At 40.9% G+C, this 25,246-nt stretch carries 17 protein-coding genes and 1 pseudogene; 8 read left to right on the top strand and 10 right to left on the bottom strand.

Going from position 1 to position 25,246, the window contains the following annotated elements:
- Positions 1-36 precede the first annotated feature (36 nt).
- From AB3G73_RS00690 to AB3G73_RS00670, 5 genes are all read left to right on the top strand, one after another.
- Positions 37-1,653: a sulfatase gene (locus AB3G73_RS00690; RefSeq protein ID WP_258979901.1), complete on the top strand. Its 1,617-nt coding sequence runs from the start codon at positions 37-39 to the stop codon at positions 1,651-1,653.
- Between the two features lie 165 nt (positions 1,654-1,818).
- Positions 1,819-3,447: a Tat pathway signal sequence gene (locus AB3G73_RS00685; RefSeq protein ID WP_167511734.1), complete on the top strand. Its 1,629-nt coding sequence runs from the start codon at positions 1,819-1,821 to the stop codon at positions 3,445-3,447.
- 46 nt (positions 3,448-3,493) lie between these two features.
- A complete protein-coding gene (locus AB3G73_RS00680) occupies positions 3,494-4,435 on the top strand; it encodes an ROK family protein (RefSeq protein WP_258979898.1) in 942 nt (313 codons plus the stop codon).
- Positions 4,436-4,577: 142 nt separating this feature from the next.
- Complete coding sequence (locus AB3G73_RS00675) at positions 4,578-5,846, top strand: sugar MFS transporter (protein WP_167511733.1); 1,269 nt, start codon at positions 4,578-4,580, stop codon at positions 5,844-5,846.
- 34 nt (positions 5,847-5,880) lie between these two features.
- Positions 5,881-8,502 carry a DUF4962 domain-containing protein gene (locus AB3G73_RS00670; protein ID WP_258979897.1) on the top strand — a complete coding sequence of 874 codons (2,622 nt, stop codon included), beginning with the start codon at positions 5,881-5,883 and terminating at the stop codon, positions 8,500-8,502.
- An 81-nt stretch (positions 8,503-8,583) separates the two neighbouring features.
- Here the strand turns inward: AB3G73_RS00670 and AB3G73_RS00665 are convergent, their stop codons facing one another.
- Together AB3G73_RS00665 and AB3G73_RS00660 are read right to left on the bottom strand one after the other, a co-directional pair.
- A complete protein-coding gene (locus AB3G73_RS00665; RefSeq protein WP_258979892.1) occupies positions 8,584-10,107 on the bottom strand; it encodes a RagB/SusD family nutrient uptake outer membrane protein in 1,524 nt (507 codons plus the stop codon).
- 13 nt (positions 10,108-10,120) lie between these two features.
- Complete coding sequence (locus AB3G73_RS00660) at positions 10,121-13,267, bottom strand: TonB-dependent receptor (protein WP_229128670.1); 3,147 nt, start codon at positions 13,265-13,267, stop codon at positions 10,121-10,123.
- A gap of 731 nt (positions 13,268-13,998) precedes the next feature.
- On the opposite strand from AB3G73_RS00660, the gene nfo reads away from it, so the two are divergent.
- Together nfo and AB3G73_RS00650 are read left to right on the top strand one after the other, a co-directional pair.
- Positions 13,999-14,832, top strand: a complete 834-nt coding sequence (nfo, locus tag AB3G73_RS00655) for a deoxyribonuclease IV (protein WP_217722961.1) — start codon at positions 13,999-14,001, stop codon at positions 14,830-14,832.
- Between the two features lie 184 nt (positions 14,833-15,016).
- Positions 15,017-16,969, top strand: coding sequence for an LruC domain-containing protein (locus AB3G73_RS00650; protein WP_258979889.1), 1,953 nt, complete (start codon positions 15,017-15,019; stop codon positions 16,967-16,969).
- Between the two features lie 87 nt (positions 16,970-17,056).
- Here the strand turns inward: AB3G73_RS00650 and AB3G73_RS00645 are convergent, their stop codons facing one another.
- From AB3G73_RS00645 to AB3G73_RS00610, 8 genes and pseudogenes are all read right to left on the bottom strand, one after another.
- The gene (locus AB3G73_RS00645; protein ID WP_258979888.1) at positions 17,057-18,628 is read right to left on the bottom strand and encodes a ClC family H(+)/Cl(-) exchange transporter; all 1,572 of its coding nucleotides are present in this window, start codon (positions 18,626-18,628) and stop codon (positions 17,057-17,059) included.
- A 90-nt stretch (positions 18,629-18,718) separates the two neighbouring features.
- On the bottom strand, positions 18,719-21,475 hold the full coding sequence (locus AB3G73_RS00640) for an outer membrane beta-barrel protein (protein WP_258979887.1): 2,757 nt from the start codon (positions 21,473-21,475) through the stop codon (positions 18,719-18,721).
- Positions 21,476-21,522: 47 nt separating this feature from the next.
- Positions 21,523-22,083: a hypothetical protein gene (locus AB3G73_RS00635; RefSeq protein WP_234133325.1), complete on the bottom strand. Its 561-nt coding sequence runs from the start codon at positions 22,081-22,083 to the stop codon at positions 21,523-21,525.
- Positions 22,084-22,115: 32 nt separating this feature from the next.
- Positions 22,116-22,460 carry a hypothetical protein gene (locus AB3G73_RS00630; protein ID WP_148364586.1) on the bottom strand — a complete coding sequence of 115 codons (345 nt, stop codon included), beginning with the start codon at positions 22,458-22,460 and terminating at the stop codon, positions 22,116-22,118.
- A 4-nt stretch (positions 22,461-22,464) separates the two neighbouring features.
- Positions 22,465-23,004, bottom strand: coding sequence for an RNA polymerase sigma factor (locus AB3G73_RS00625; RefSeq protein WP_004302175.1), 540 nt, complete (start codon positions 23,002-23,004; stop codon positions 22,465-22,467).
- A 199-nt stretch (positions 23,005-23,203) separates the two neighbouring features.
- Positions 23,204-23,380, bottom strand: a complete 177-nt coding sequence (locus AB3G73_RS00620) for a DUF4250 domain-containing protein (RefSeq protein WP_004302174.1) — start codon at positions 23,378-23,380, stop codon at positions 23,204-23,206.
- 61 nt (positions 23,381-23,441) lie between these two features.
- A complete protein-coding gene (locus AB3G73_RS00615; RefSeq protein ID WP_308167101.1) occupies positions 23,442-23,930 on the bottom strand; it encodes a hypothetical protein in 489 nt (162 codons plus the stop codon).
- An 86-nt stretch (positions 23,931-24,016) separates the two neighbouring features.
- Positions 24,017-24,622, bottom strand: a pseudogene (locus AB3G73_RS00610) (carboxypeptidase-like regulatory domain-containing protein); the annotation flags it as partial.
- 168 nt (positions 24,623-24,790) lie between these two features.
- On the opposite strand from AB3G73_RS00610, the gene AB3G73_RS00605 reads away from it, so the two are divergent.
- The gene (locus AB3G73_RS00605) at positions 24,791-25,237 is read left to right on the top strand and encodes a GNAT family N-acetyltransferase (protein WP_032843206.1); all 447 of its coding nucleotides are present in this window, start codon (positions 24,791-24,793) and stop codon (positions 25,235-25,237) included.
- Positions 25,238-25,246: the final 9 nt, after the last annotated feature.

Genomic DNA, 25,246 nt, shown 5'->3' with positions numbered 1-25,246 from the left:
CCTACTCCTTTTCTTGGGAGAGGCTTCTTCATCATTATGGAAAACTATTACACCTCCTCTACCCTACTCCTCCCATTGGCAGCATTAAACCTCGTTTCTTGCAACAGCCAAAAGAAAGAAGAAGTCAGACAACCGAACATTATCTTCATGATGACGGATGATCACACCACTCAAGCGATGTCCTGTTATGGAGGAAATCTAATCCAAACTCCTAATATGGACCGGATTGCCAACGAAGGTATTCGCTTTGATAATTGTTACGCTGTCAATGCTCTTTCGGGACCTTCACGCGCTTGCATCCTCACCGGCAAGTTCAGTCACGAGAATGGTTTTACCGATAATGCAAGTACATTCAACGGCGATCAGCAGACATTCCCCAAACTTCTTCAGCAAGCCGGATACCAGACTGCCATGATCGGCAAATGGCACCTCATCAGCGAACCGCAAGGTTTCGACCATTGGAGTATCCTTAGCGGTCAACATGAGCAAGGTGACTATTACGATCCTGATTTCTGGGAAGACGGAAAACATATCGTAGAAAAAGGATATGCTACGGATATTATTACCGACAAAGCAATTAAATTCCTCGAAGGACGTGACAAGAACAAGCCTTTCTGCATGATGTATCACCAGAAAGCCCCACACCGTAACTGGATGCCTGCTCCCCGTCATTTGGGTATATTCAACAATACCACTTTCCCGGAACCGGCTAATCTGTTCGACGACTACGAAGGTCGTGGAAGAGCTGCTCGTGAGCAGGATATGTCTATCGAACACACGTTGACAAACGACTGGGATCTCAAATTGATGACTCGTGAAGAGATGCTGAAAGATACAACCAACCGTCTTTATAGTGTATATAAACGTATGCCTATTGAAGTTCAGGATAAATGGGATTCTGTATACGCTGGGCGCATTGCCGAATACCGCAAAGGTGACTTGAAAGGCAAATCTTTAATCAGCTGGAAATATCAACAATATATGCGCGATTATCTGGCTACGGTTCTGGCAGTAGACGAAAATATCGGCCGACTATTGAATTACCTCGAAAAGATTGGTGAACTGGACAATACAATCATTGTATACACCTCCGACCAAGGTTTCTTCCTTGGCGAACATGGCTGGTTTGACAAACGCTTCATGTATGAAGAATGTCAGCGTATGCCTCTTATCATCCGTTACCCGAAAGCAATCAAAGCAGGAAGTACCAGTAATGCAATCAGTATGAATGTAGACTTTGCTCCTACCTTCCTAGACTTTGCCGGAGTAGATATTCCGTCAGATATTCAAGGAGCTTCTTTGAAACCGATATTGGTCAACGAAGGAAAAACCCCGGCCGATTGGCGTAAAGCAGCTTATTACCACTACTACGAATATCCTGCAGAACACTCTGTAAAACGTCACTATGGTATCCGTACACAAGATTTCAAGTTGATTCATTTCTACAATGATATTGACGAATGGGAAATGTATGACATGAAAGCTGATCCGAGAGAGATGAACAACGTCTTCGGCAAACCGGAGTATGCTAAAGTACAAGAAGAGCTGATAGAGCTGCTTCAGGATACTCAAAAACAGTACAAAGATACTGACCCGGATGAAAAGGAAAAAGTCCTCTTTAAAGGTGATCGTCGGCAAATGCAAAACCGCTAAGAAGAGGACATATCAATAAGAATTAATATGCTTCATAATTAGTTTACATAATAAATTTAGGCACGGATTACACGGATGAACGCTGTTGTTTTACCTCATCATCATTCTAAAAACCGTGAAATCCGTGTAATCCGTGCCTCATAACCGAATAAATTAGATAAAACCATGGATAGAAGAAAGTTTTTAAAAAACACAGGCTGGTCTTTCCTCGGATTGGCAGCTTCAGGCAGTTTACTGGGTTCTTGCGCAGCTGGAAGCAAAGAAGCAAAAAAAATTATGCCGTCAGCCAGTAACCTCAAAATGTACTGGGGCGACTTACACAACCATTGCAACATCACATATGGACACGGCGACATGCGCGACGCTTTTGAAGCTGCAAAAGCACAATTGGATTTTGTCAGTGTCACTCCTCATGCTATGTGGCCGGATATTCCCGGAGCAGATGATCCCCGCCTGAAATGGGTGATCGATTACCACACGGGAGCTTTCAAACGTTTGCGTGAAGGCGGTTATGAGAAGTACGTAAAAATGACGAATGAATACAATAAAGAAGGTGAATTCCTTACTTTTGTCGGATACGAGGCCCACAGCATGGAACATGGTGACCATGTTGCATTGAATTATGATCTTGACGCACCGCTTGTGGAATGTACTTCTATCGAAGACTGGAAACAGAAGGCAAAAGGCCACAAAGTATTTATCACTCCGCATCACATGGGTTATCAGGGTGGCTATCGTGGTTACAACTGGAAATGCTTTACCGAAGGAGATATTACCCCATTCGTAGAAATGTATTCCCGCCACGGTCTGGCAGAAAGCGACCAGGGAGACTATCCTTATCTACACGACATGGGTCCGCGCCAATGGGAAGGAACCATTCAATATGGTCTTGAATTAGGTAACAAATTCGGTATTATGGCTTCTACCGACCAACATTCCGGTTATCCGGGAAGCTATGGCGACGGTCGTATCGGTGTCATGGCTCCGTCATTGACTCGCGACGCTATTTGGGAAGCTCTCCGCACCCGCCACGTATGTGCCGCAACCGGTGATAAAATTATTATTGACTTCCGCCTCAACGACGCTTTCATGGGTGACGTAGTTCGCGGTAACAGCCGCCGTATCTATCTGAACGTCACAGGCGAAAGCTGTATCGACTACGTGGATATTGTCAAGAATGGACAGATTTTAGCTCGCATGAACGGCCCTCTGACTCCGATTGCTCCGGAAGGTGATACGGTACGTTGTAAAGTTAAAGTTGATTTTGGTTGGAATCGTGAAGAGAAATACGTACATTGGCAGGGCAAACTGTCAGTAGACAAAGGACAGATCCATAGTGTAACTCCTTGTTTCCGTGGCGCAGCGTTCACTTCTCCGCAAGAAGGTGAAACTGAATTCCACACGCATGTCAACCGTATTGTATCCGTTGGCGACAAGGAAACGGAATTGGATATGTACAGCAGCAAGAATCCGAATACAACTACAGCAGCCATGCAAGCCGTCATTCTGGATGTGGAAATGCCCAAAGACGGCAAGATCATTGCCGAATTCAATGGCAAGAAGTTTGAACATACATTGGGCGAATTGCTCGAAGGTTCACGCTCACACTTCATGATCGGTTGGTTGAGCGAGGCAATCCTCTTCAATCGTGCTATGCCGGAAAGCTGCTTCACTTTGGAACACTACATGGAAGATAAAGAGCCGCAGCGTGATACGGATTACTACTATGTACGCGTTCGCCAACGTGACGGACAATGGGCTTGGAGTTCACCGATTTGGGCAGAGAGAGTGTGATTTTTTTAAGTATTTAAGTATTATGTATTAAGTATTACTTGGTGATATGGAAAAAGAATACGCTATAGGAATTGACCTTGGCGGAACTTCTGTAAAATACGCCCTAATTGATAATGAAGGCGTATTTTACTTTCAAAGGAAGTTACCGTCGAAAGCCGATGTATCAGCAGAAGCTGTCATCGGACAGTTGGTTACTGCTATCAATGAGGTAAAAGCTTTTGCACAAGAACAAGGCTACAAAATCAATGGTATAGGAATTGGTACACCAGGCATCGTAGATTCTACAAACCGTATTGTTCTAGGAGGTGCGGAAAACATCAACGGTTGGGAAAACATACATCTGGCAGACCGTATTGAAAAGGAAACCGGACTCCCGGCTTTATTGGGAAATGATGCTAATCTGATGGGATTAGGAGAAACAATGTATGGAGCCGGACAGGGAGCCACTCATGTTGTTTTCCTAACAGTAGGAACAGGCATTGGCGGTGCAGTAGTCATTGATGGCAAATTGTTCAACGGTTATGCCAACCGGGGGACAGAACTGGGGCACGTGCCTCTCATTGCCAATGGCGAACCTTGTGCCTGTGGTTCCGTCGGCTGTCTGGAACATTACGCTTCCACTTCTGCCTTGGTACGCCGTTTCAGTCAACGGATAATAGACGCAGGTATCTCCTACCCGGATGAAGAGATTAATGGAGAACTGATCGTCCGCCTTTACAAACAAGGAGATAAGATTGCACAACTATCGCTGGAAGAACACTGTGATTTTCTGGGACATGGAATTGCAGGATTCATTAATATCTTCAGCCCTCAAAAGATTGTGATCGGTGGAGGACTTTCCGAAGCCGGAGACTTTTATATTCAAAAGGTAAGTGAAAAAGCCCGCAGTTACGCTATCCCCGACTGCGCCGTGAATACTCAAATCATAGCTGCCGCTCTTGGAAACAAGGCCGGAAGTATTGGAGCTGCTTCACTCTTTTTCAAATGAAAACAAAAATAAATGATAGTTGATAGTTGATAAATGATAGTTAGTAAATGAAAGTTATTCCAACATACAAATACTCAATCATCATTAATTATCAACTTCCATCTATCAGTTATCATTTATCAACTATCAACTATTTAAGATTATGAGAAAAAATTTAGGAATGCTGGCGCTGATTATGGCGTTCTGGTTTACCATCTCGTTTATCACCAATATTCTAGGCCCACTCATTCCGGATATTATCCACAACTTCAATCTAAGCGACCTGGCAATGGCGGGATTTATCCCGACTTCTTTCTTCCTGGCCTATGCCATCATGTCTATCCCTGCCGGATTGCTCATTGACCGTTTCGGTGAAAAGCCGGTATTATTCGGTGGGTTTCTGATGCCGTTCATCGGTACCATCTTGTTTGCCTGCATGCACACGTATCCAATGTTATTAGCTTCTTCTTTCATCATCGGGTTAGGAATGGCCATGTTACAAACGGTATTGAATCCACTCCAACGTACCGTAGGAGGAGAAGAAAACTATGCATTTATCGCCGAACTGGCGCAATTTATGTTTGGCATTGCTTCTTTCCTAAGTCCTCTGGTATATACTTATCTGATTCGCGAACTTAATCCGGCGACATATACAGCAGGTAAGGGTTTCTTTATCGACTTGTTGGCCGATGTCACTCCACGGGAAATGCCGTGGGTATCTCTTTATTGGGTATTTACAATCCTGCTATTGGTCATGCTGATTGCTGTCGGTGTATCCCGTTTTCCAAAAATCGAGTTGAAAGAAGACGAGAAAAGCGGATCTAAAGATTCATATCTGGCTTTATTCAAACAGAAATATGTATGGCTGTTTTTTCTGGGAATCTTCTGCTATGTAAGCACGGAACAAGGAACTTCAATCTTTATGAGTACCTTCCTGGAACAATACCATGGAGTTAACCCGCAAACAGACGGTGCACAAGCCGTGAGCTATTTTTGGGGATTGATGACAGCCGGTTGTCTGGTAGGCATGATCCTACTCAAGTTGATTGACAGTAAACGATTGTTACAGATTTCCGGAATTCTGACGATCATTCTATTATTATCAGCATTGTTCGGAAGTAAAGAAGTATCTATGCTCGCTTTCCCAGCTGTTGGCTTCAGTATCTCCATGATGTATTCCATCGTATTCTCATTAGCACTGAACTCTGCGTCACAGCACCACGGTTCATTCGCAGGTATACTATGCTCAGCAATTGTAGGTGGTGCCGGTGGTCCGATGATTGTAAGTACGCTGGCAGATGCAACATCACTTCGCACAGGTATGCTCTTTATCCTTGTTTTCGTAGGATATATCACCTTTATTGGTTTCTGGGCACGTCCACTGATTAATAACAAGACTATTCGTCTGAAAGATTTGTTCAAACAACGCTGAACAACAAAGCGATGAATAATAAAAGCAAAGTTATATGATGAAACAACGAATATCTATTTTCCTCTTGTTCACCCTTTTGCTATTCGCCAACGGGTATGCACAAAAAGGAATCATGCATCTGACTCAACAGACCTTGATGCATGAAGTCCGCGAAACGCCTTCGCCCCTGGACGGACAGCATATTACCGTCAATCCTCCGCGTTTTATGTGGCCGGATAAGTTCCCGCACCTCGGTGCCGTATTGGACGGAGTTGAAGAAGAGGACTACAAACCGGAAGTAACCTACCGCATCCGTATCGCACGCGACCCCGAATTCAAATCGGAAGTGATTACCGCCGAAAGAAAATGGGCCTTTTTCAACCCATTCAAACTCTTTGAAAAAGGGAAATGGTATTGGCAACATGCCTACGTTGACAAAGAAGGAAAAGAAGAATGGTCACCTGTTTATCATTTTTATATAGACGAACACATACGTACATTCAGCCCTCTTTCTCTACAGGAAGTATTAGCCAAATTACCCCAAACCCATCCCCGCATCTTGCTTGATACCGAAGATTGGGATAATATCATCGAACGGAATAAAAACAATCCGGAGGCACAGGCTTATATCCGAAAAGCCGATAAATGCCTGAACCACCCGCTGAAACATCTGGAAGAAGAAATTGATACAACCCAGGTTGTCAAGCTGACAAACATTGTTCAATATCGTTCTGCCCTGATTCGGGAAAGTCGTAAGATTGTAGACCGTGAAGAAGCAAATATCGAAGCCATGGTACGCGCTTACCTGCTAACGAAAGACGAGGTATACTACAAAGAAGGTATAAAGCGGCTTTCCGAAATTCTTTCCTGGAAAAACAGTAAATACTTTGCCGGAGATTTCAATCGTTCTACTATCCTGTCCATGAGTACTTCAGCGTATGATGCATGGTACAATCTGTTGACTCCGAATGAGAGAAAACTACTCCTAAGAACGATTCGTGACAATGGAAAGAAGTTCTATCATGAATATGTCAATCACTTGGAAAACCGCATTGCTGATAATCATGTCTGGCAAATGACTTTCCGTATCTTGAATATGGCGGCATTTGCTACGTATGGTGAGCTACCGATGGCTTCCACCTGGGTGGATTATTGCTACAATGAATGGGTATCCCGTCTTCCGGGCCTCAACGCTGACGGAGGATGGCACAATGGTGATTCCTATTTCCAGGTTAATCTTCGCACATTGATTGAAGTTCCCGCTTTCTACTCCCGTATCAGCGGATTCGATTTCTTCGCTGATCCGTGGTATAACAACAATGCATTTTACGTCATCTACCAGCAGCCTCCATTCTCAAAATCTGCCGGACAAGGCAATTCACACGAGAGCAAGATGAAGCCGAACGGTACACGAGTAGGTTATGCGGATGCCTTGGCACGTGAATGTAATAATCCGTGGGCGGCCGCTTATGTACGTACTATTCTGCAAAAAGAACCGGATATTATGGAAAAGACTTTCCTCGGAAAATCCGGAGATTTGACCTGGTATCGTTGTACAACCAAGAAAACTCTCCCCAAAGAAGGACATACTCTTGCCGAGCTACCCATGGCGAAAGTATTCAATGAAACAGGAATCGGTACGATGAATACTTCTTTGGGAGATATAGACAGGAATGCCATGTTATCGTTCCGCTCCAGTTCTTATGGTTCCACTTCCCATGCACTAGCCAATCAGAATGCTTTCAATACATTCTATGGGGGTAAAGCCATTTTTTACAGCAGCGGACATCGTACTGGTTTTACGGACGATCATTGTATGTATTCTTACCGTAACACCCGTGCACACAACAGTATTTTGGTAAATGGAATGACTCAAAAGATTGGAACAGAAGGATATGGCTGGATTCCGCGTTGGTATGAAGGAGAAAAAATCGCTTATATGGTAGGAGATGCTTCCAATGCTTATGGCAAAGTGACTTCTCCCCTATGGCTGAAACGTGGCGAACTATCCGGTACGCAATATACGCCTGAAAAAGGATGGGATGAGAATAAATTGGATATGTTCCGCCGTCATATCATCCAATTGGGAACTACCGGAATTTTCGTGATTTATGATGAGCTGGAAGGAAAAGAAGCCGTAACATGGAGTTACCTTTTACATACTGTAGAATTACCGATGGAAATACTGGAACTGACTAATGAAGTGAAAGTAACCGGAAGAAATAAAGCCGGTGGTATCTCTGTTGCTCATCTTTTCAGTTCGGCAAAAACGGAACAGGCAATGGTAGATACTTTCTTCTGTGCTCCGACCAACTGGAAAAATGTAACGAATGCACAAGGAAAAGCGGTGAAATATCCTAATCACTGGCATTTCTCTTCTACAACAGTTCCTTGCAAAACCGCCCGTTTCTTAACGGTTATGGATATACATGGAAATAATCGCCCGGATATGCAGTTAGTTCGCAAAGGCAATACCATTCAAGTAGGTGACTGGACTATCACTTGCAACCTTACGGAAAAAGGAAAAGCCGCTATTCACGTTAGTAATAAAGTGGAAAAAGTTTCCTTAAACTATGATGCAGGTAAAAAGGAAGGTGCGACGACTGTTATTGACCAAGTAAAAGGGAAACAAGTTAGTAAAGTGCTGACAGACTATTTGCCTGATTTTGAAATTTAATCAATGCTCTTTATATCAAAATCAGCCCCTTCTTTTTTGATTATCAAAAGAAGAAGGGACTGGTTTTATAGTTATACGGATTTATAAATCATAAATAGACAATCTCGGATATTTCGAATAAAGTCCGGTATTCTGCAACTCTTCCTTTTCAGGAATGCGGAACAGATAATATTTACTATTCGGAACAAAAGGAGTATTATCTGGTAAACTAATAATAGTATGTCCCTTAACCGATATTTCTTTGCCACCCACAGTAATCTTTCCATCATATTCCTTACGTTCCACTGATTGTTGGTTACGGATAAGGTCAGTCAAAGCAAAACCTTCACCCCACAATTCTTTACGACGCTCTTTCCATATTTCCTGTATCAACGCATCACCGGTTTCCGTAACTGCATGCGCAGTTTTACCTTCCTTCATACGGGCATTACGCAAAGTCTGTAACAACTGTTGTGCTTCACCCTCTTTACCTGCTAAATGAGCAGCCGCTTCAGCTTTAATCAAATACATCTCCGAAGTACGCATCAATACTAAATCCGCCAACATATTGTCGAGGTCTTTAAATATGAATTTCTTATTCAACATAGCCCAGTCTCCATAAGCTGTCTGTCCCCAATCGAATAAATCCTTACGGTAGTCACCATCTTCAAACTCTTCCTTGAAATAAGGATCGGCATTGAGGTTTGTATAACCATCGGATGTGCAATCCTTGAAATAAAACAGATAACAGGGCATATTATCGTCAATTGTACATGACAATCCCCACATCCACTCTTTATTGGTATAATCATTAAAGCCACTCTTATATTCATTCTCATTCATTAAATAAGAATTGATAGCTAAAGCATCCGTCGCATAATCATACGCCTTCTGCCAGCTACGAGCATATAGATGAGTACGTGCCAACAAGCCCAATGCAACAGAATAATCAATCTGATACTGGGCATTCGCATCATTCCCATGTGAATAGTTTTCAGGAATAAACAACAAGGCATCTTCCAAATCACTCAGAGCTTGAGCAAAAACTTCTGATACACTAGAAGCAGGTTTTCCTGTCAAAGCTACTTCGTTATCTGTTGGTTCAGTATATATTGGAGCGCAAACAGCATTCGGATCTTTGTCGATGGCAAAAGAATAATGTGTAGCCAAAATCATATATGCGTACCCACGTGTAGCCAATGCCTGTCCTTTGATCCTGGCCTTATCTTCTTTAGTTCCCGCCACATCGTCTATATACTTCAATATGCCGTTACAATTATTAATCGGATCATACATCAAATCCCAAAGCACGCCATTATACTCGCCGCGTGAATATCCGTTTGTCAGGTTATAACTGCCGGAGAAACCATAGCTTCTTGTTCTGACAGCGTCTGAACCGGCAAAATCGTCATTCAACATTATGGAACCCATACCAATAGATGCATAAGTGGAGCCCGTATTAAAGATATAGTTCCATGCGCCCCTCAACACACGTTCCGCATTCTTCGTATCTTTATATACATTCGGAGCATCCAATGAAGTGGTAGGAGTAGTATCTAAATCACATGACACCACTACACATACCATCAAAATAAGTCCACATACATTTTTAAGTTTTATCTTCATTGTTGTATTCATTTTAAAGTTTTACATTGATACCAAATGAAATTGTCTTCATAGCCGGATAACGGAAAGAAGCCATACCACTGACCGGCTGTTCCGGATCAAGTCCCTGCTGCTTACTGAATGTCAGCATATTTTCACCTTGCACAAATACGCTTGCATCTTTCAAAGTCAGTGGGTGCAACCATTTCTTCGGTAAGTTATAGTTGAGTGTTATTGTTTTTAAACGAAGGAAAGAACGATCTACCAGCCAACGTGTAGACGAGGAAGTAAACTTGCTTGTACCATCCTGTGTCAACCGGGGAATATTTGTATTTGTATTTTCTGGTGTCCAACGGTTCAAGAGTTCTTTACTCATACTATCTCCATTACCACCGTTTACTCTCATCAGCATCGTTATATCATTATTATAGATTTTTCCACCGATACCATAAGAGAACAACATAGATAATGACAGATCTTTCCATGTAAGATCTGACTGGAAACCTCCACTTAATTTCGGCAAAGAGCTACCAGCTTTTACCTTCTTATCAGAAGTCAGAGCCGAATAGTCATCTGTTAAATGCCTCATGCCGTCAGCATCATAATAAGCCCATTGCGCACTTCCGGTTTCGGGATCTACACCACCCCATTCATACAACCAAAAGTCATACAATGAACCACCCTGTACCCATTTCTTACTACCTTGCCACATTACTTCCGTGGGCAACTGCACTATTTTATTTTTATAAGTCGTCATATTAACCGACAACCGCCATGTCCAGTCACGAGTCAATACAGGTGTAGCATTTACAGTAAATTCCCAACCGTAGTTTTTCAATTTTCCAATATTGGCATCAATAGAACTAAAACCGGAGGAAAGTACTAAATCACGGCTGAACAGCAAATCTTTGGACGCACGGTTAAAGTATTCAATCGTACCATTGATGCGGTTATTCAAAAAACCGAAGTCCAAACCGACATTAAAGTTCAAGTTCGTTTCCCACGACAAATCAGGAGTTGCCAGACGAGAAGCGTGAAGAGTAGTCTCACCCAAGAAGCTACCGATACCGTATAATTCTTGATACGCATAATAACCCACATTATCATTTCCCTGAGCACCATAACTGGCACGAATACTTAGGTTTGACAGCCATTTGTCAGCAACACCTTTCATAAAAGACTCCTGATGAATTTTCCAGGAAGCCCCAAACGACCAAAATGTTCCCCAACGATTGTCGGGATGAAAACGTGATGATCCATCAGTACGCATGGACGCCGATAAGAAATAACGCTGATTGAAAGCATATTCGGCACTTCCGAAATAACTAAGTAATTTATACTGATCGCTATTTCCACTGAAACCTGTCAATGTAGAAGCTGCGTCCGGTTCAAAAAAGCCATCAGTAATGACACCGGAACGTGATCCTCCGAAGTTGGAAGTATTGTACTCATAATATTCTTGACCTGCCATCAAACGAATATTGTGGAGTTCTTTGAATTTATGCTCCCAATTTACCACATTATTGAATGTCATACCTGTAGTCCGATAATTGCGCTTACTAACCGAACCTACCAAAGGTTCTTTTCCATAAGTGGGATTAGTATAATCATGCGAAAATTTACTGTTGTAATCTATGCTCAAAGACATCTTATAGGATAATCCCTTAATCGGAGCAATCTGCAAATATCCGCGTACCGAAGCCGCATCCCTCTTTATCTCATTCTTGTCATAGGGCATAGATTGAACAAAATTATAACCGCGGTAAGAACTCTTGCGATAATTTCCGTAATCATAGATTTTATTTCCATCGTCACCGAGCAAATACTCACCGGTATCGGGATTCCGCTCGTAAACCGGATAGAATGAAGGTAATGAACGTGCAGCCAATACAATATTACCGATTGCAGTATCATCCTGCTTCGGATAATCCTGAATAGAATGGGTACCCGAAACGTTCAAACCCACCTGTAACCAGTCACGCAGATCGGAAGTGATATTAGAACGCAATGTATAACGCTTGAAGCCAGAACAGATATATGCCCCTTGATCGTCCAGATACCCCAACGAGAAGTAATATTTCGTATTCTTACTTCCACCTGAAATTCGAGCACTTAAATCCGTATAGTGTGCGTCTTGCGTTAAAGCATCCTCCCAACTGTCGTCCCACAATGGTGTAGCTCCTGCCACCAATTTACCATCTACCCCCACCGGCTGGACATATTTGCTTCCATAAGGATTAATGCCAATAGCAGATATTAACTCGGATGAAGATCGCTGTGCAGCATCTTCTGCCGAATGACCATCGTTTATATATTTATTACGCATAGCTTCCCATTGCAACATAAAATAATCATTGGTACTTAACTGGTCATAATCTCTTACCGCACGACTTGAAAAACCGAATTTAGCAGACAACTCGATAACCGGAGCAGACTCGACTCCCTGTTTGGTGGTAATCATGATTACACCGTTTGCAGCACGCGATCCATACAACGTAGCAGCCGCAGCATCTTTCAACACAGTAATAGAAGCAATATCCTGTGAAGAAATGGAAGACAAAGCACCGTCGTAGGGAACGCCATCCACTACGTAAAGCGGAGTGGTAGATGCATTGGCCGAACCAATACCACGGATATAGATACTAGCATCTTCTCCGGGTTGTCCACTCGTTGAGAATGATTGTAAACCTGCCACACTTCCTTGTAATGCTTTTGAGACACTACTTACTTGTGATGACGCAATCAACTTTTTATCAACAACTCCGGCCGAACCGGTAAATGTAGATTTCTTAACAGTTCCGTAAGGCACAGTAATGATTACTTCATCAACAGCCAAAGAAGTTTCTTTCATCTCCACATTGATCGTAGTACGCCCTTTTACCGGAACCTCCATTGTTTCACAACCAATATACGAAAAGATAAGAGTTCCTTTACTATCCACTTTCAATGAATAATTGCCATTAACTGAGGTTACTGTGCCCTGCTGTCCATTGCTACCTTTCACAACAATAGTCACACCTGCCATTTCCTCTCCATGAGTAGAAACTTTTCCTCGTACAGTGACATCCTGCGCGTAGCTAGCCATACATAGGAAAAGAGCACATAAACAGCCGATACTTTTAATAAAGGCTACATTCAAATAAGAAAACAAAGAATTGGGAGCATGATAATTCATTTGCATGTTATTTATGGCTTATAGCCTCCCCGGATTGAGCAGTAAATAAAAAAAGGCATGGGAGTCTGTACTTCTGCTTATCCCGAACTCAGGCTCTCGCATTGCCCATCTACAAGGATAAGCAACACAGCTAGCCCACGCCAAGACGAGATATACAGAACATTATGCAAAGCACAATGTTTGATAACACATCCTTAGTGAACGCTTCCGTTGCCTTATCTTCTTGTAGATTTCAAATTTGCGAGATTTGAGTTCAGAAGATAACGTTTGGTAAACGCCTTTCTTAAATAAAAAAAACACCCCACCGCCCCCTCCGGAGCTAGCTGGATATCGCAAATATAGAAAGTTAAATTAAGAACTACAAACTTTATTTCACTTTTTTCCTTTCTATGAGCGTTTTGAACTAAATTCATAGTTACAAGGATTAATCTAACGCAATAGTATTTTTAGTAACTCTTCTTGGAACTGCTATTTTCTTCATTCCTATGAATTTACGTTCAACAGTTGTGGAACGTAAACTAGAATGCAGTTCAAAGTATTATTAGTAAAAAACAGGAAGTTAAATACTGCATTAAGACAGCTTACCTCTTACTAACTATTGGAAGCTACCATTTAGTTCATCTCCACTCCTATTAAAACATTTTTGGTGCAGTCGACCTACCCTAATTGTTTTTTCAAACATTAGTTCTTCCAAAAATGTTATATTTGCAAACTGGAATCAGATTAAAAAACAAAATATGAAATATATCGGAGCACACGTTAGCGCATCCGGTGGCGTTGAATTCGCCCCCATTAATGCGCGCGAAATAGGAGCAAATGCTTTTGCATTATTCACCAAGAATCAACGTCAATGGGTAAGTAAACCTTTAACGAAAGAAAGTATCAACCTCTTTAAAGAGAATTGTGAGAAGTACGGTTTCCAACCGGAATATATCCTGCCACATGACAGTTATCTTATCAATCTGGGGCATCCGGAGGAAGAGGGACTTCAAAAAAGCCGTGCCGCTTTTCTGGACGAAATGAAACGTTGCGAACAGCTTGGTTTGAAACTTCTAAATTTTCATCCTGGTAGCTCTCTCAATAAAATATCAACAGAAGATTGCCTGTCGCTTATTGCAGAAAGCATCAATCTTGCTTTAGAAAAAACAAACGGAGTGACAGCCGTTATTGAAAACACAGCCGGACAAGGTAGTAATTTAGGAAGCGAGTTCTGGCAACTGAAATATATCATCGACCGGGTAAACGATAAGAGCCGGGTAGGTGTTTGCCTCGATACCTGTCATACTTATACTGCAGGTTACGACATTGTCAATGAATATGATAAAGTTTTTGATGAATTTAACAAGGAAGTGGGATTCAACTACCTCCGCGGTATGCACTTGAATGATTCTAAAAAAGCATTAGGTACCCATGTTGACCGCCACGACAGCATTGGTGAAGGATTGATTGGCAGAGCTTTTTTTGAAAGATTGATGCAAGATTCCAGATTTGATAATATTCCGTTAATACTCGAAACCCCAGATGAAAATAAATGGAAAGAAGAAATTGCATGGTTAAGAAGTATGGAATAATGAGACAAAAAGAATGGAAAATACAAGTTATAGAACATATTTTTGAAAATTATTCAACTTTTCTATGATTGTATTGAATAATATATATATCTTTGCACCCGTAAGCTTTTGAACTTTAAAGAGCTTACGGGTTTCTTTTAAAACAAAACGAACTAAATTATTGCATAAACAAAAAACAACACATATGAAGAAATTTTGGTTAGCATGTACAGTGATTATTGCAATGGGTGTAAGCAGCTGTGTAGACAGTGATAAAGACTTATACCAAGAAGCTCCAGGAGCAGAAATTAACCCCTCTAACTTTTCTACTATACAAAAAGTACAAGTAGAAATTGACTATTCTAATTCTGAATCAAGAGTTCCTTTCTCCATTTATGATGGAAATCCATTGATTGAAGGTGAAAACACTACTATTCTAAAAGAAAATGTTCAGCCATTAGATGGTGCATGGACAGATGAACAAGGCAAATTCACTACAACAATAGAATTGCCGGCTTATGTATCTAATGTGTATATCGTTTCTACATCACCTTTTGCCAGACAGGCAATACCCGGAAAAATAGTTAACGGTGTTTTAAAGGTATCAGACACAGATGAACAGCCTACGACTAGAGCGTCTTATAAAGAATCAACAAAATTTGATGGAAATCGGTTTAATAATCTAGGATGGAATACTAATCTCGGCTCATTTGATAAACGTAGTGGGGTTATTGATTATGCTTATAAAGGTAACGATCCTAAACTCACTTTGAGTAAATCTGAAATGAATGAATTGCGTACTACTGTAAATAAAGTATTAAATACATTAGGAAGTTGTCCAGAGGGATTTCGCACTCCTGCCGATTTATATGTTGAAAAAGACGAAACAGCCGTAGTTCTAACCGCATTAAAAGGATGGACCTGTTGGAACAGTTCATTAGGCTACTACTATTACCGACTTGACCAAGCTCCTGCTAGCCTGAAAGATGCAAAGGTATATGCTATATTCCCAAACACTCAAATGACTTGGAATAACGGAAGCCTTCAAGCTTCTCCACAAGGCGTAAAAGAAGGCACTGCTGTACAGCTAAAATATTTTGATGATCCTGAACATCCGGAAGGGACAAATTTCCCCAAAGGATATAGCATCGGTTTTGTTCTAGCATGTAACGCATGGAACACCTATTTTACAGGCTTCAATAGCTATACCCAAACCGCAGGATTTTATGCTAGCTCCACCAAAGGATTTAGCACTAAAGTGAATAGCAATATAGATGTACGTACGGCTATGTTTAAAGATAAAAACAACAACATTGCTATCGCTTTTGAAGATTTCATGGATGACCAGAACTTTACAGATGTTGTGTTCTCCTTAAAAGCCAATCCTGAAATCACCAATGTTCCTCCTGTAGATGAAGATTTAAATACAACCATCGAAAAGACAGGTGTATACGCATTTGAAGATGAATGGCCTAAAGCTGGTGATTACGATATGAATGACGTATTGGTTCAGTATACTTATCAAAAAGTTTTCAATATATATAATGAAATTTTAAGCGAATCATTTACGCTTAAAACTTTATATAATAAATCGACTGTATTTACTAACGGATTAGGTTTCACTCTTTCAAATGAGGGAAACGCACAGTCAACTGAATACTTTATTAGAAAAGAAAATGAAAAGGACTTTACTGTAGCTTCGGGAGCTGACAAATTTACTCGTGAAAGTAATGCAATCATATTGACTGATAACGTCAAAACAAACCCGAATGCCGAATATAAAGTAACATTCAAATACGGAGATAAAAACTCGAATAAAAAGCAGGAAACATCAATCGATGCATTCATATACCGTCCTAGTAAAGAAGGTAATCGCCTGGAAGTTCATTGTCCTATGAAGAAACCAACTTCTAAAGTCGATACTTCTCTCTTCGGACAATATGAAGACTGTTCTAAGCCTAATGAAGGCATTTACTATGTATCGGATCAAGAGAATATTTATCCTTTTGCATTCTACCTGTCAAATGCCAATGCAAATGATATTGCAGAATTAAAAAACTTCGATAAAAACGAGAAAAAACCTATCAGTGAAATCTATCCTAAATTTATAGACTGGGCTAAATATGGTACAAACCCCGATTGGTATAAGAAAAAATAAGTATTTAATATACTGAAAGAATAGCTGGAAGAATCTCTCTTTCAGCTATTTTTATATATCAAGGACCAGAATCTAAAGATGAAATACTTAATAAATATTCGCCATACTTACTAAAGGTTCATACAATTTTTCTATATCCTGTGAGTCCATTTCTATTTGAACCTGATCGCCAGGCATTAATTTCTGCCCCTTGGGAGGCCAGTTCTTACGATCACGATGTATATTAATGATCATACAACGTTCTGGCAAACGAAGTTCGTCCACCATCTTTCCATCCAAATAGGAGCCACTCATTACTTCTACAGATAGTGTATAACGGGGTTCTTCCGTAAATGCCGGTGAATGAATCATATCGTCATACAAAATAACATTAAACGGCTTGATCTGAAGCATTTCCGTAAAGTAATAAGTTAATCCCCCTACAACAATGGAAGGATAAAAGACTTCCAAATGCCCTGTAATCTCGGTTATTAGTACAATAGCTGTCAAAGGGGTGCGGATTACTGCTACAAGGAATGCAGACATACAAATCAACATGATATAGCTGATATTCTCATAAGCAATAACACCTTGTTGAACCATAATCAATCCTACTATTTGTCCAAGAAGTCCTCCCGTCACCAGTGTCGGGATAAAACTTCCTCCCGGTAAACCCGAAGAAAAAGAAAAAGTGCTAAAAACAAAATGCAATAACATCATGCCAACAATCCAGAGGATATGTGTGTCCGGATGCATAGCTTGGGATAACAAGAACTGTTCGCCTCCTCCGGTCAGATTAAACTCGGCCATAGAAATTAGAAAAGCTATAAAAAGCAAATACAGCATCTTCACGTATTCCGGATGCTTAATGCCAGGGTAAATACGTTTCACCTGAAGAGTGGTGACAGAAAAGAACTTTCCAAAAACAGAAACGACTGCTGCCAACAAAAGAAACAATTTCACTTGTCCCCAGAAAGTCATTCCCGGTACAATAGCATCAATATGAAAATAAGGATTAATCGGGAAAATCCAACTGGCAACTCCACCTGCCACTACTCCTGCCAGAAGTGTGGTAATAGCTGTTTTAGGTGCATCGAACCGCTCGATAGATTCGATCACCAACAATGACGAAGCCAATGGGGCAGCAAAAGCTGCCGCTAACCCGGCACCGGCACCAGCGGACAATAACTGTTTCCGTTCACCGCTAAGCACCCTCCCCCATTTGGATACCAGATATCCTACATACGAACCTATTTGTACAGAGGGACCTTCACGCCCCAAAGACAATCCGGTACTTAATGCAAGTATTCCACCTACAAACTTTGCCACCAATTCCAGAAAAGGATGTTTATAATCAACCCTCCCATTGATAACTCCACGTGTTTGTGGAATACCCCCACCGGTAATAAGCGGCATTTTCTTTACCAACCAGGATACGAATACAAGTATTCCCCACATCAAAAGAAAAAGAGGTATGTACCAATACCATTTGGGACGAGAATCAAAGAAATCGTGACGGAGATTAAAGAAAAACTGTAATAGGTAATGATAAGGCACAGCTACAAGTCCTGTCAGTAATCCTACGAAGATACTGACAAAGTACAGTCGGGCATCAATCAACTTCAGTTTAAAAATACGCCAACGACCTTTATCTTTTATCTTTCTTATCAGTCGAAACATTCAGCCAGCCTTACATTGTTTTTATACGTAGGACATACAACAATCAAAACCCTGCTGTGGTTTTCGAACTAATGAAGATTTAATTTCTAATTATTTTCCCATCATATTCAAACGAAGTATAGCATGCACCATAAAATAAGAACCCAGTGCATTATAATCAGTGTCACGAATGGCAGTAGCGGTTATCGTGCGTATCATGGAAATGTCCTGATGAAGAATATCATATATTTTGAAGCGGATTAGTAACTGTTTCCTCTTCAAAAAGGCTTTTGACAGCTGGCAGTTCCACATGAAATTTGCTTTGGCATAACCCTCATAACCATATCCGGTACGGAGAAAATAAGTCAAGTCATTATATAACTCCATCCCCCAGGGAAGATAAAGCTGCAATTCGGTCCCTGCCTGATAATCAAAAGTTTCAGTACGCTTCTCCCGTACGTCATTATAAGAATTGTTATAAGTCAGGCCAACAAGCCCTGTAAGTTCCATTTGGCGGGTACGATAAGTAATCCGTAGACGTTCGCGTCCCGTTAAATGCTGTACGGAAGTTTTCACCGGTTCTTCTTTATTCAAGGTTGTATAGCCATTCTGATTCCGGTATTGCAGATAGGAGTAAGTACGAAATATCCAGTTACGATTCTTAAAAGGGGTATTGAGAGAAAAAGAACCCATGGCCCGCCAATTACCATTCATATTGACCGGAGACGTAGTTCGTACACCAGTTTCACTATCATAAGTCACCTGATTGGTTACATTGTTAATGGTATTCTCGAACAAAGCGGTAGCTACCATATTTCGCTGATGTCTGGTATTGTAAGAATTGAAATTCAGCGTAAAAGTATTCATATATGAAGGCTTCAACGAAGGGTTTCCGACACGGATATTCAAAGGGTTGGTACGGTCGGTCACAGGTTGGAGATCACGTATATTAGGCTGTTTCCCTTTTCCCCTATACACAATTTGCAAACGGGTGCGTTTTGAAAACTTATAGCGGAAATTGACAGTAGGCGAAAAATTCATGACCGTTCTTTCCAACTGATCTTCGGGAGCATCACTCAACAATGAATGGCTAACAGACTTTTGAGGTTCAAAATCAACACCAATATTATAATTGTACTTTTTTTGCGAGGTACGTATCGCAAGATTTACTAAATGATTACTATATTGATTCTCAAAACGGTTACTGGATTCTTCATCAAAGTCAGGAGCAAACTCTTCCAATTCCTTATCCCAGTCATAGACAAAGCGATCAGAATTGTTCACTCTATACTGATAACTGTAACGCAGTTGCAGGAAATGCCGCCACGGTAATGGCTCTACATACACCAACTGCACCCGGTAATTGAATCCGTCAACATCATCCTCTATTTTCTGATTCTGAATCTTCTTCGTATTATTTTTGAAGTACCGGGTAGTAGAAAGGTTCGTCCGCTCTGTAGCTGAAGCATTAGCACCATAGTCTACCTTCAAAGCAACATTTCTCCCCAGACGACTCAATTTCCGACTAAGCTGCAACATCAGTGCCAGATTATACCGGGAATTATGATTAGTGCCGGAGGACTCTCTCTCATTCAGCAACACATCATTCCCCCACCCTTCCTGAAAGCCATTATTCTCTCTATCATTGGCTGCGAAACGATATTGAGGACGGAAAATCAATGTAGTAACAGAATCCATTTTCCATTCAAGAGAAGCATTGGCTACCAGTTCGTGATTCTGTTGCCGGCTATGACTTGTGCCCAGATTGATTGATTTATCTTCCCGGAGAAAGTTGTCGACTGTGGTGCGGCTATCTTCCAAACGATCGGTGCCAACATATTGAATATTTGAACGTAATTTAACGCGCTTCCAGTCATAAGTTGCATTAAGCCCCAATGAGCGGGAGGTAGTCAGTCCCATCCGGCTACGGATATTGCCTGTTGAACTGGAAGATTCATTCTGTAATTCCGAGAATCCCTGGTTATTGGTATTATTCAGATTCCCGATAATGGTTAATTGAGAGTTTTCACGAAAACGGTTCAAGGTATTGGCTAATTCATAACGGTCTTTACTTCCATATCCTCCCATAAAATTCTCCATCCAGCCCCGTTTCATATTTTTTTTCACAGACAAGTCCAGAATCATCTCTTCCTCTCCGTCATCTATTCCCGTAAGACGTGCCAAATCTGATTGACGTTCATACGCTTTTAACTTCTCCACCATCTCCACAGGAAGATTTTTAAGAGCGGCTTTCGGATCATCAGAGAAAAACTCTTTACCGTCCACCAAAATCTTTTTTACTTCCTTGCCATGTATCAGCAACTTACCGTCTGCATCTATTTCACCTCCCGGAAGCTGTTTTACCAATTCTTCAAGCATTGAACCTTCGGGAGTACGATAGGCAGAAGCGTTGAATACCGTTGTATCCCCCTCTGTCACCGCCATTGGAGCCTGCCCCACTACCACTGCTTCATCCAAAGCATAACTTTCCGGAGTCAGATTTATATCCCCCAATTCATAAGAAGAACTTTTGCTGGAAATGGAAACGGGATGAAAAACCGGCTTATATCCGATATATGAAACCTGTAATAATAAAGACTTCGCTTTAGTTGCATGATTAGGAATGGAAACGGAAAGTTGAAATTTACCGATAGCATCCGTAGCGCCGCCGCCCAACAATGTACTATCCGGTAAAGCTAAAAGCCGGACCGTAGCAAACGGTACCGGCTGATAAGTTTCAGTATCAATCACACGACCGGAAAAACGTTCTTTGCCGGACTGAGCAAAAACAGTCAAACTAATCAGTAACAAGACATAACAAGTAATCAAACGGTACTGAAAAGAATAAATATGGCTGTCTATGTTCAATTGTGTTGATTTAGTAAAATAAAACTATAATAAAATAAACCTAATCTTTATTTCTGGTCTGAACGCGGACTACGAGTTCTTTGTCCCTGGTGGTGTCCTTGTCCAGGTTTCTGTCCTTTTCTGCGGTCAAACTCTTTCTTAAACTTATTAGCATTCATCTTTTCCTGCTGATAAATCTTCAGAATCTGCTTCTGCGAAAGTATCTTACTGAATTCATTGTAATACTTTTCACGAACATCCAGCATTTTACGGCTTTGAGTAAACTGATTCCGCAACATGGTTGCAATCTGGTCGTCAGTCATGGACGACCGTTCCTGCTTAGCATTGGCATCCGTCCCTTGTTTTTTCGCTTTTTCGGTTCTCGGTCTGGACATCATACGACATTCGCGTAACTCTTTCAGATATTTCTCATAAACCGGAGTAAACTTGGTAGCAGTTGCATCATCCAGCATCAGTATTTTCACCATCTGGTTAGTCTGCATCTGCACCATTTGTTCCGGTGTAGGGCGTTGTTTCTTTTCTTTGTTATCTGTATTCTGTGCAGACAAAGTCATCTGGCTTCCCATCAATAGGACAGCCAAAATTACATAAATAAATTTAGTCTTCATAATCTTCACGTTTAAAATAATAATTGAGTTACTTAATTCAAAAATATATCATTTTCAGAGAAGTTGACGAGCTCCTCCAACTCCTCATCCGATAGTTCTTTAATCCATTTATCTACAGATTCTGTACCATTAGCTAATACTTTCGAAGAAGACGTTTTCGCCTCATCTGCCTGTCTCAAAGATGGAACAAACAGAAATCCGATCAATACTGCCGCCATGGTAATCACCGTAGAAATAATCAGCTTCATGTGAGATTTCCGCTGTTGCTTCACTCCGGCGCGTTCCATCACCTTTCGTTGCACGTCCTCGAAGAATCCATCGGGGGTACGGTAAGGTGTCCGTTTACCAATATCGTCAAAATCAAAATCCTTTTTCATCATTCTATCTGTTTAATATATATTCCTTAATCTTCTCTTTCGCATAGTGGTAATTCACCTTTAGTGTATCCACTTTACTATCCAGTACACGGGCAATCTCTTCATATTCAAGTTCATCGTAATAACGTAAGTTGAATACAAGCCGTTGCTTTTCAGGCAAACTTAGAATGGCTTCCTGAAACTTCACTGCCAACTCATTTTCATAATCAATATAATCGGAAGCCTTCAACTTGCCCATCAACTCTTCCTGAACATCTTCTGCAGAAACAACTCCCTCATCTTTACGACCGTTCAGCAAGCGTAAACTCTCATTCGTGGCAATCCGGTAAATCCAAGTTGACAGTGAACTTTCTTCGCGAAACTGATCGATATGCCGGAACACCCGGATAAAGACTTCCTGAAGCACATCCTCCGCATCTTCATGAGATACGACCAGTCTACGGATATAATTATATATCGGTACCTGAAAAGAGTCCATCAACATCTTGAATCCCCGTTCGCGATTCGAGGCACAAGCTTCACGAATTTTATTCTCGTTTATCATCAATTCTTTTTCTAAGCTTTATTAGTTAGAACGCAGAAGAGCGGGGAAGTTAAATACGGGAATCCGCATTTTGCTTTTATTAACAAGAAAGAGTAAGAGAGAAGCTGCGCATAAGATATAGAAAGTGCCTCCATATCCTTTGTAAAGGCGATGAAGGCACTTTTAGTAGTTTATCTATAAGTTATAAACAAGAAAATGATTACCAGAACTTATTGTGTTCCACACTATATTCAAAGCCCACGGCTTTCAACTGATTCACTAATTCATCCTTGTCCACATTCATATCTTCACAAAGTTCGTCAAGTGAAGAATAACAATCACGTAACTTCATATTGATGACGCTGAACAACATCATCGGATCTTTTGGTAATTCCATAACATACAATCTTTTAAACCGGATGCAAAGGTACAGCAATCTCATTGAATGACAAAACAAATCAATCACCTATTTCTTCTATCTTCAAAGAGATCTTTTCTATCAGTTTACTGATTTCCTCTTCCAATGGGATCACGTTGAAGTCCTTCCAAAAGTTCTCATCATATTTGAAATAGGTGTCAGAGAAGATGGTACGGGTGGGCAATCTGTCTGTACGGGGAAATACGACCACTTGTTCGGTATCCACCTTGCAAGTAATCATCTCAAACCAGATATGAAGATCCCGGCTGCCGAACAGCATTTTTGTCCGTTTCACTTTGAAATGAAGATCTCCACGGATATGGTGTATGTAATAAGTCCCTTGCCACGGTTTATAAGAAATTGTATATACCACCTTTTGAGGAATCATTCGCACGTTACGCGTACGCCTTTCGACAAACATACCTGCCGCATAACAGCAAAGAGGAAAATAGTAACGACGAAAAAGTTCCTCAAACGCTTTCATGTCACCTCCTTTTATCTTTTTTAGTATGAGCAGTTCATCCAGCATCTTTATGATTGACCTCAAATATAAGAAAACTATCCCTGTTACAATTCGATTGCTTTTTTAATTTATCCACTGCGTGCTCTAAAGATATCACTCGCTTTCTGGCTAAGCAGGCGACGTCCCTTCACCACCCTTACTTTGTCATGATTAGTATTTCTATTAGTGTAGGCTGTTTTGGACACATCGATCACAGCCTCCGATATACCAATATACCGACGCCCTTTCTGTACAGTCTCCCGATAAAATCCCGTCAGCATATCACGCTTATCACTATAATTTAGAGGAATCTTACTGATTGCCTTCTCTACAATCATACGTGGATTTTCAGCAAACACCACCACTTCATTCAGCAGGTTGGCATGAGGTGTCAGCCAAACCGTCAACTTAGAGGGTGTTTCTTTCTCCAGAGAGATATGATTATTTACATAACCTATATGTGAAATCTCCAGTTCGCGCGACGCTTCTGTTTTTTTGATTTTCAAAGCAAATTCTCCTTCCGCATTCGTCACAGTGCCGATATTACTGCCATGCACAGATACATTTACGTTCTCCAGAGCTTTTTTATTTTGCTTGTCTTTCACCATACCAACGATTGTTAGATAATCTCCGGCATCTCCTTGCGCCCACACAGGAAAGCTACAAAGCAGCAAACAAACTGACAGCCATCCAACCAAGTGTTTTTCTACATTCTTCATACTGATGCTTTTTAAAGGTAAATAAATTACGTTTCTATTTATAAGAGCGCTCAGACTGGAAATACCCTACAGCTTTTACAAAAAAAAAGAAAAAGAAATCATATTCCAATGTTATATCCGGGAATTAATAGTAAATTTCCCGGCAAATTAATGATAAAAGCAATCGCCATGATACGCAAATTAGACAAGACCGAATACGACCGGGCTACCTCATTAGCATTAGAGGTATATATACAATGTGGAGCGGAAGACTTCGATGAAGAAGGTTTGAATTCATTCAAAAGTTTTATCTTTAGTGAGCAACTTATGAATGAATTAGTGATTTACGGGGCTTTTGACAATGAAAATCTAGTAGGAATTATGGGAACGAAGAATGAAGGGAAGCATCTATCCCTGTTCTTCATCGGAAAAGAACACCACCGTAAAGGCATCGGCAAACAATTATTCAATTTTGCAATCAAGCATTGCCCGGTAAATGAAATGACGGTTAATTCATCCACATACGCTATTCCTTTTTATCAAAGTCTGGGCTTCGATAAAATTGCCGGGAAACAATGTACCAATGGGATAACATATACTCCGATGAAATTTACGATAAGCAACTTCAAAGAATAATTCCCGGTA

Origin of the sequence: Bacteroides sp. L008, assembly GCF_040812255.1 — a bacterium.
GTDB lineage: Bacteria > Bacteroidota > Bacteroidia > Bacteroidales > Bacteroidaceae > Bacteroides > Bacteroides vicugnae.
This window is presented reverse-complemented; position numbering and strand designations above follow the sequence as displayed.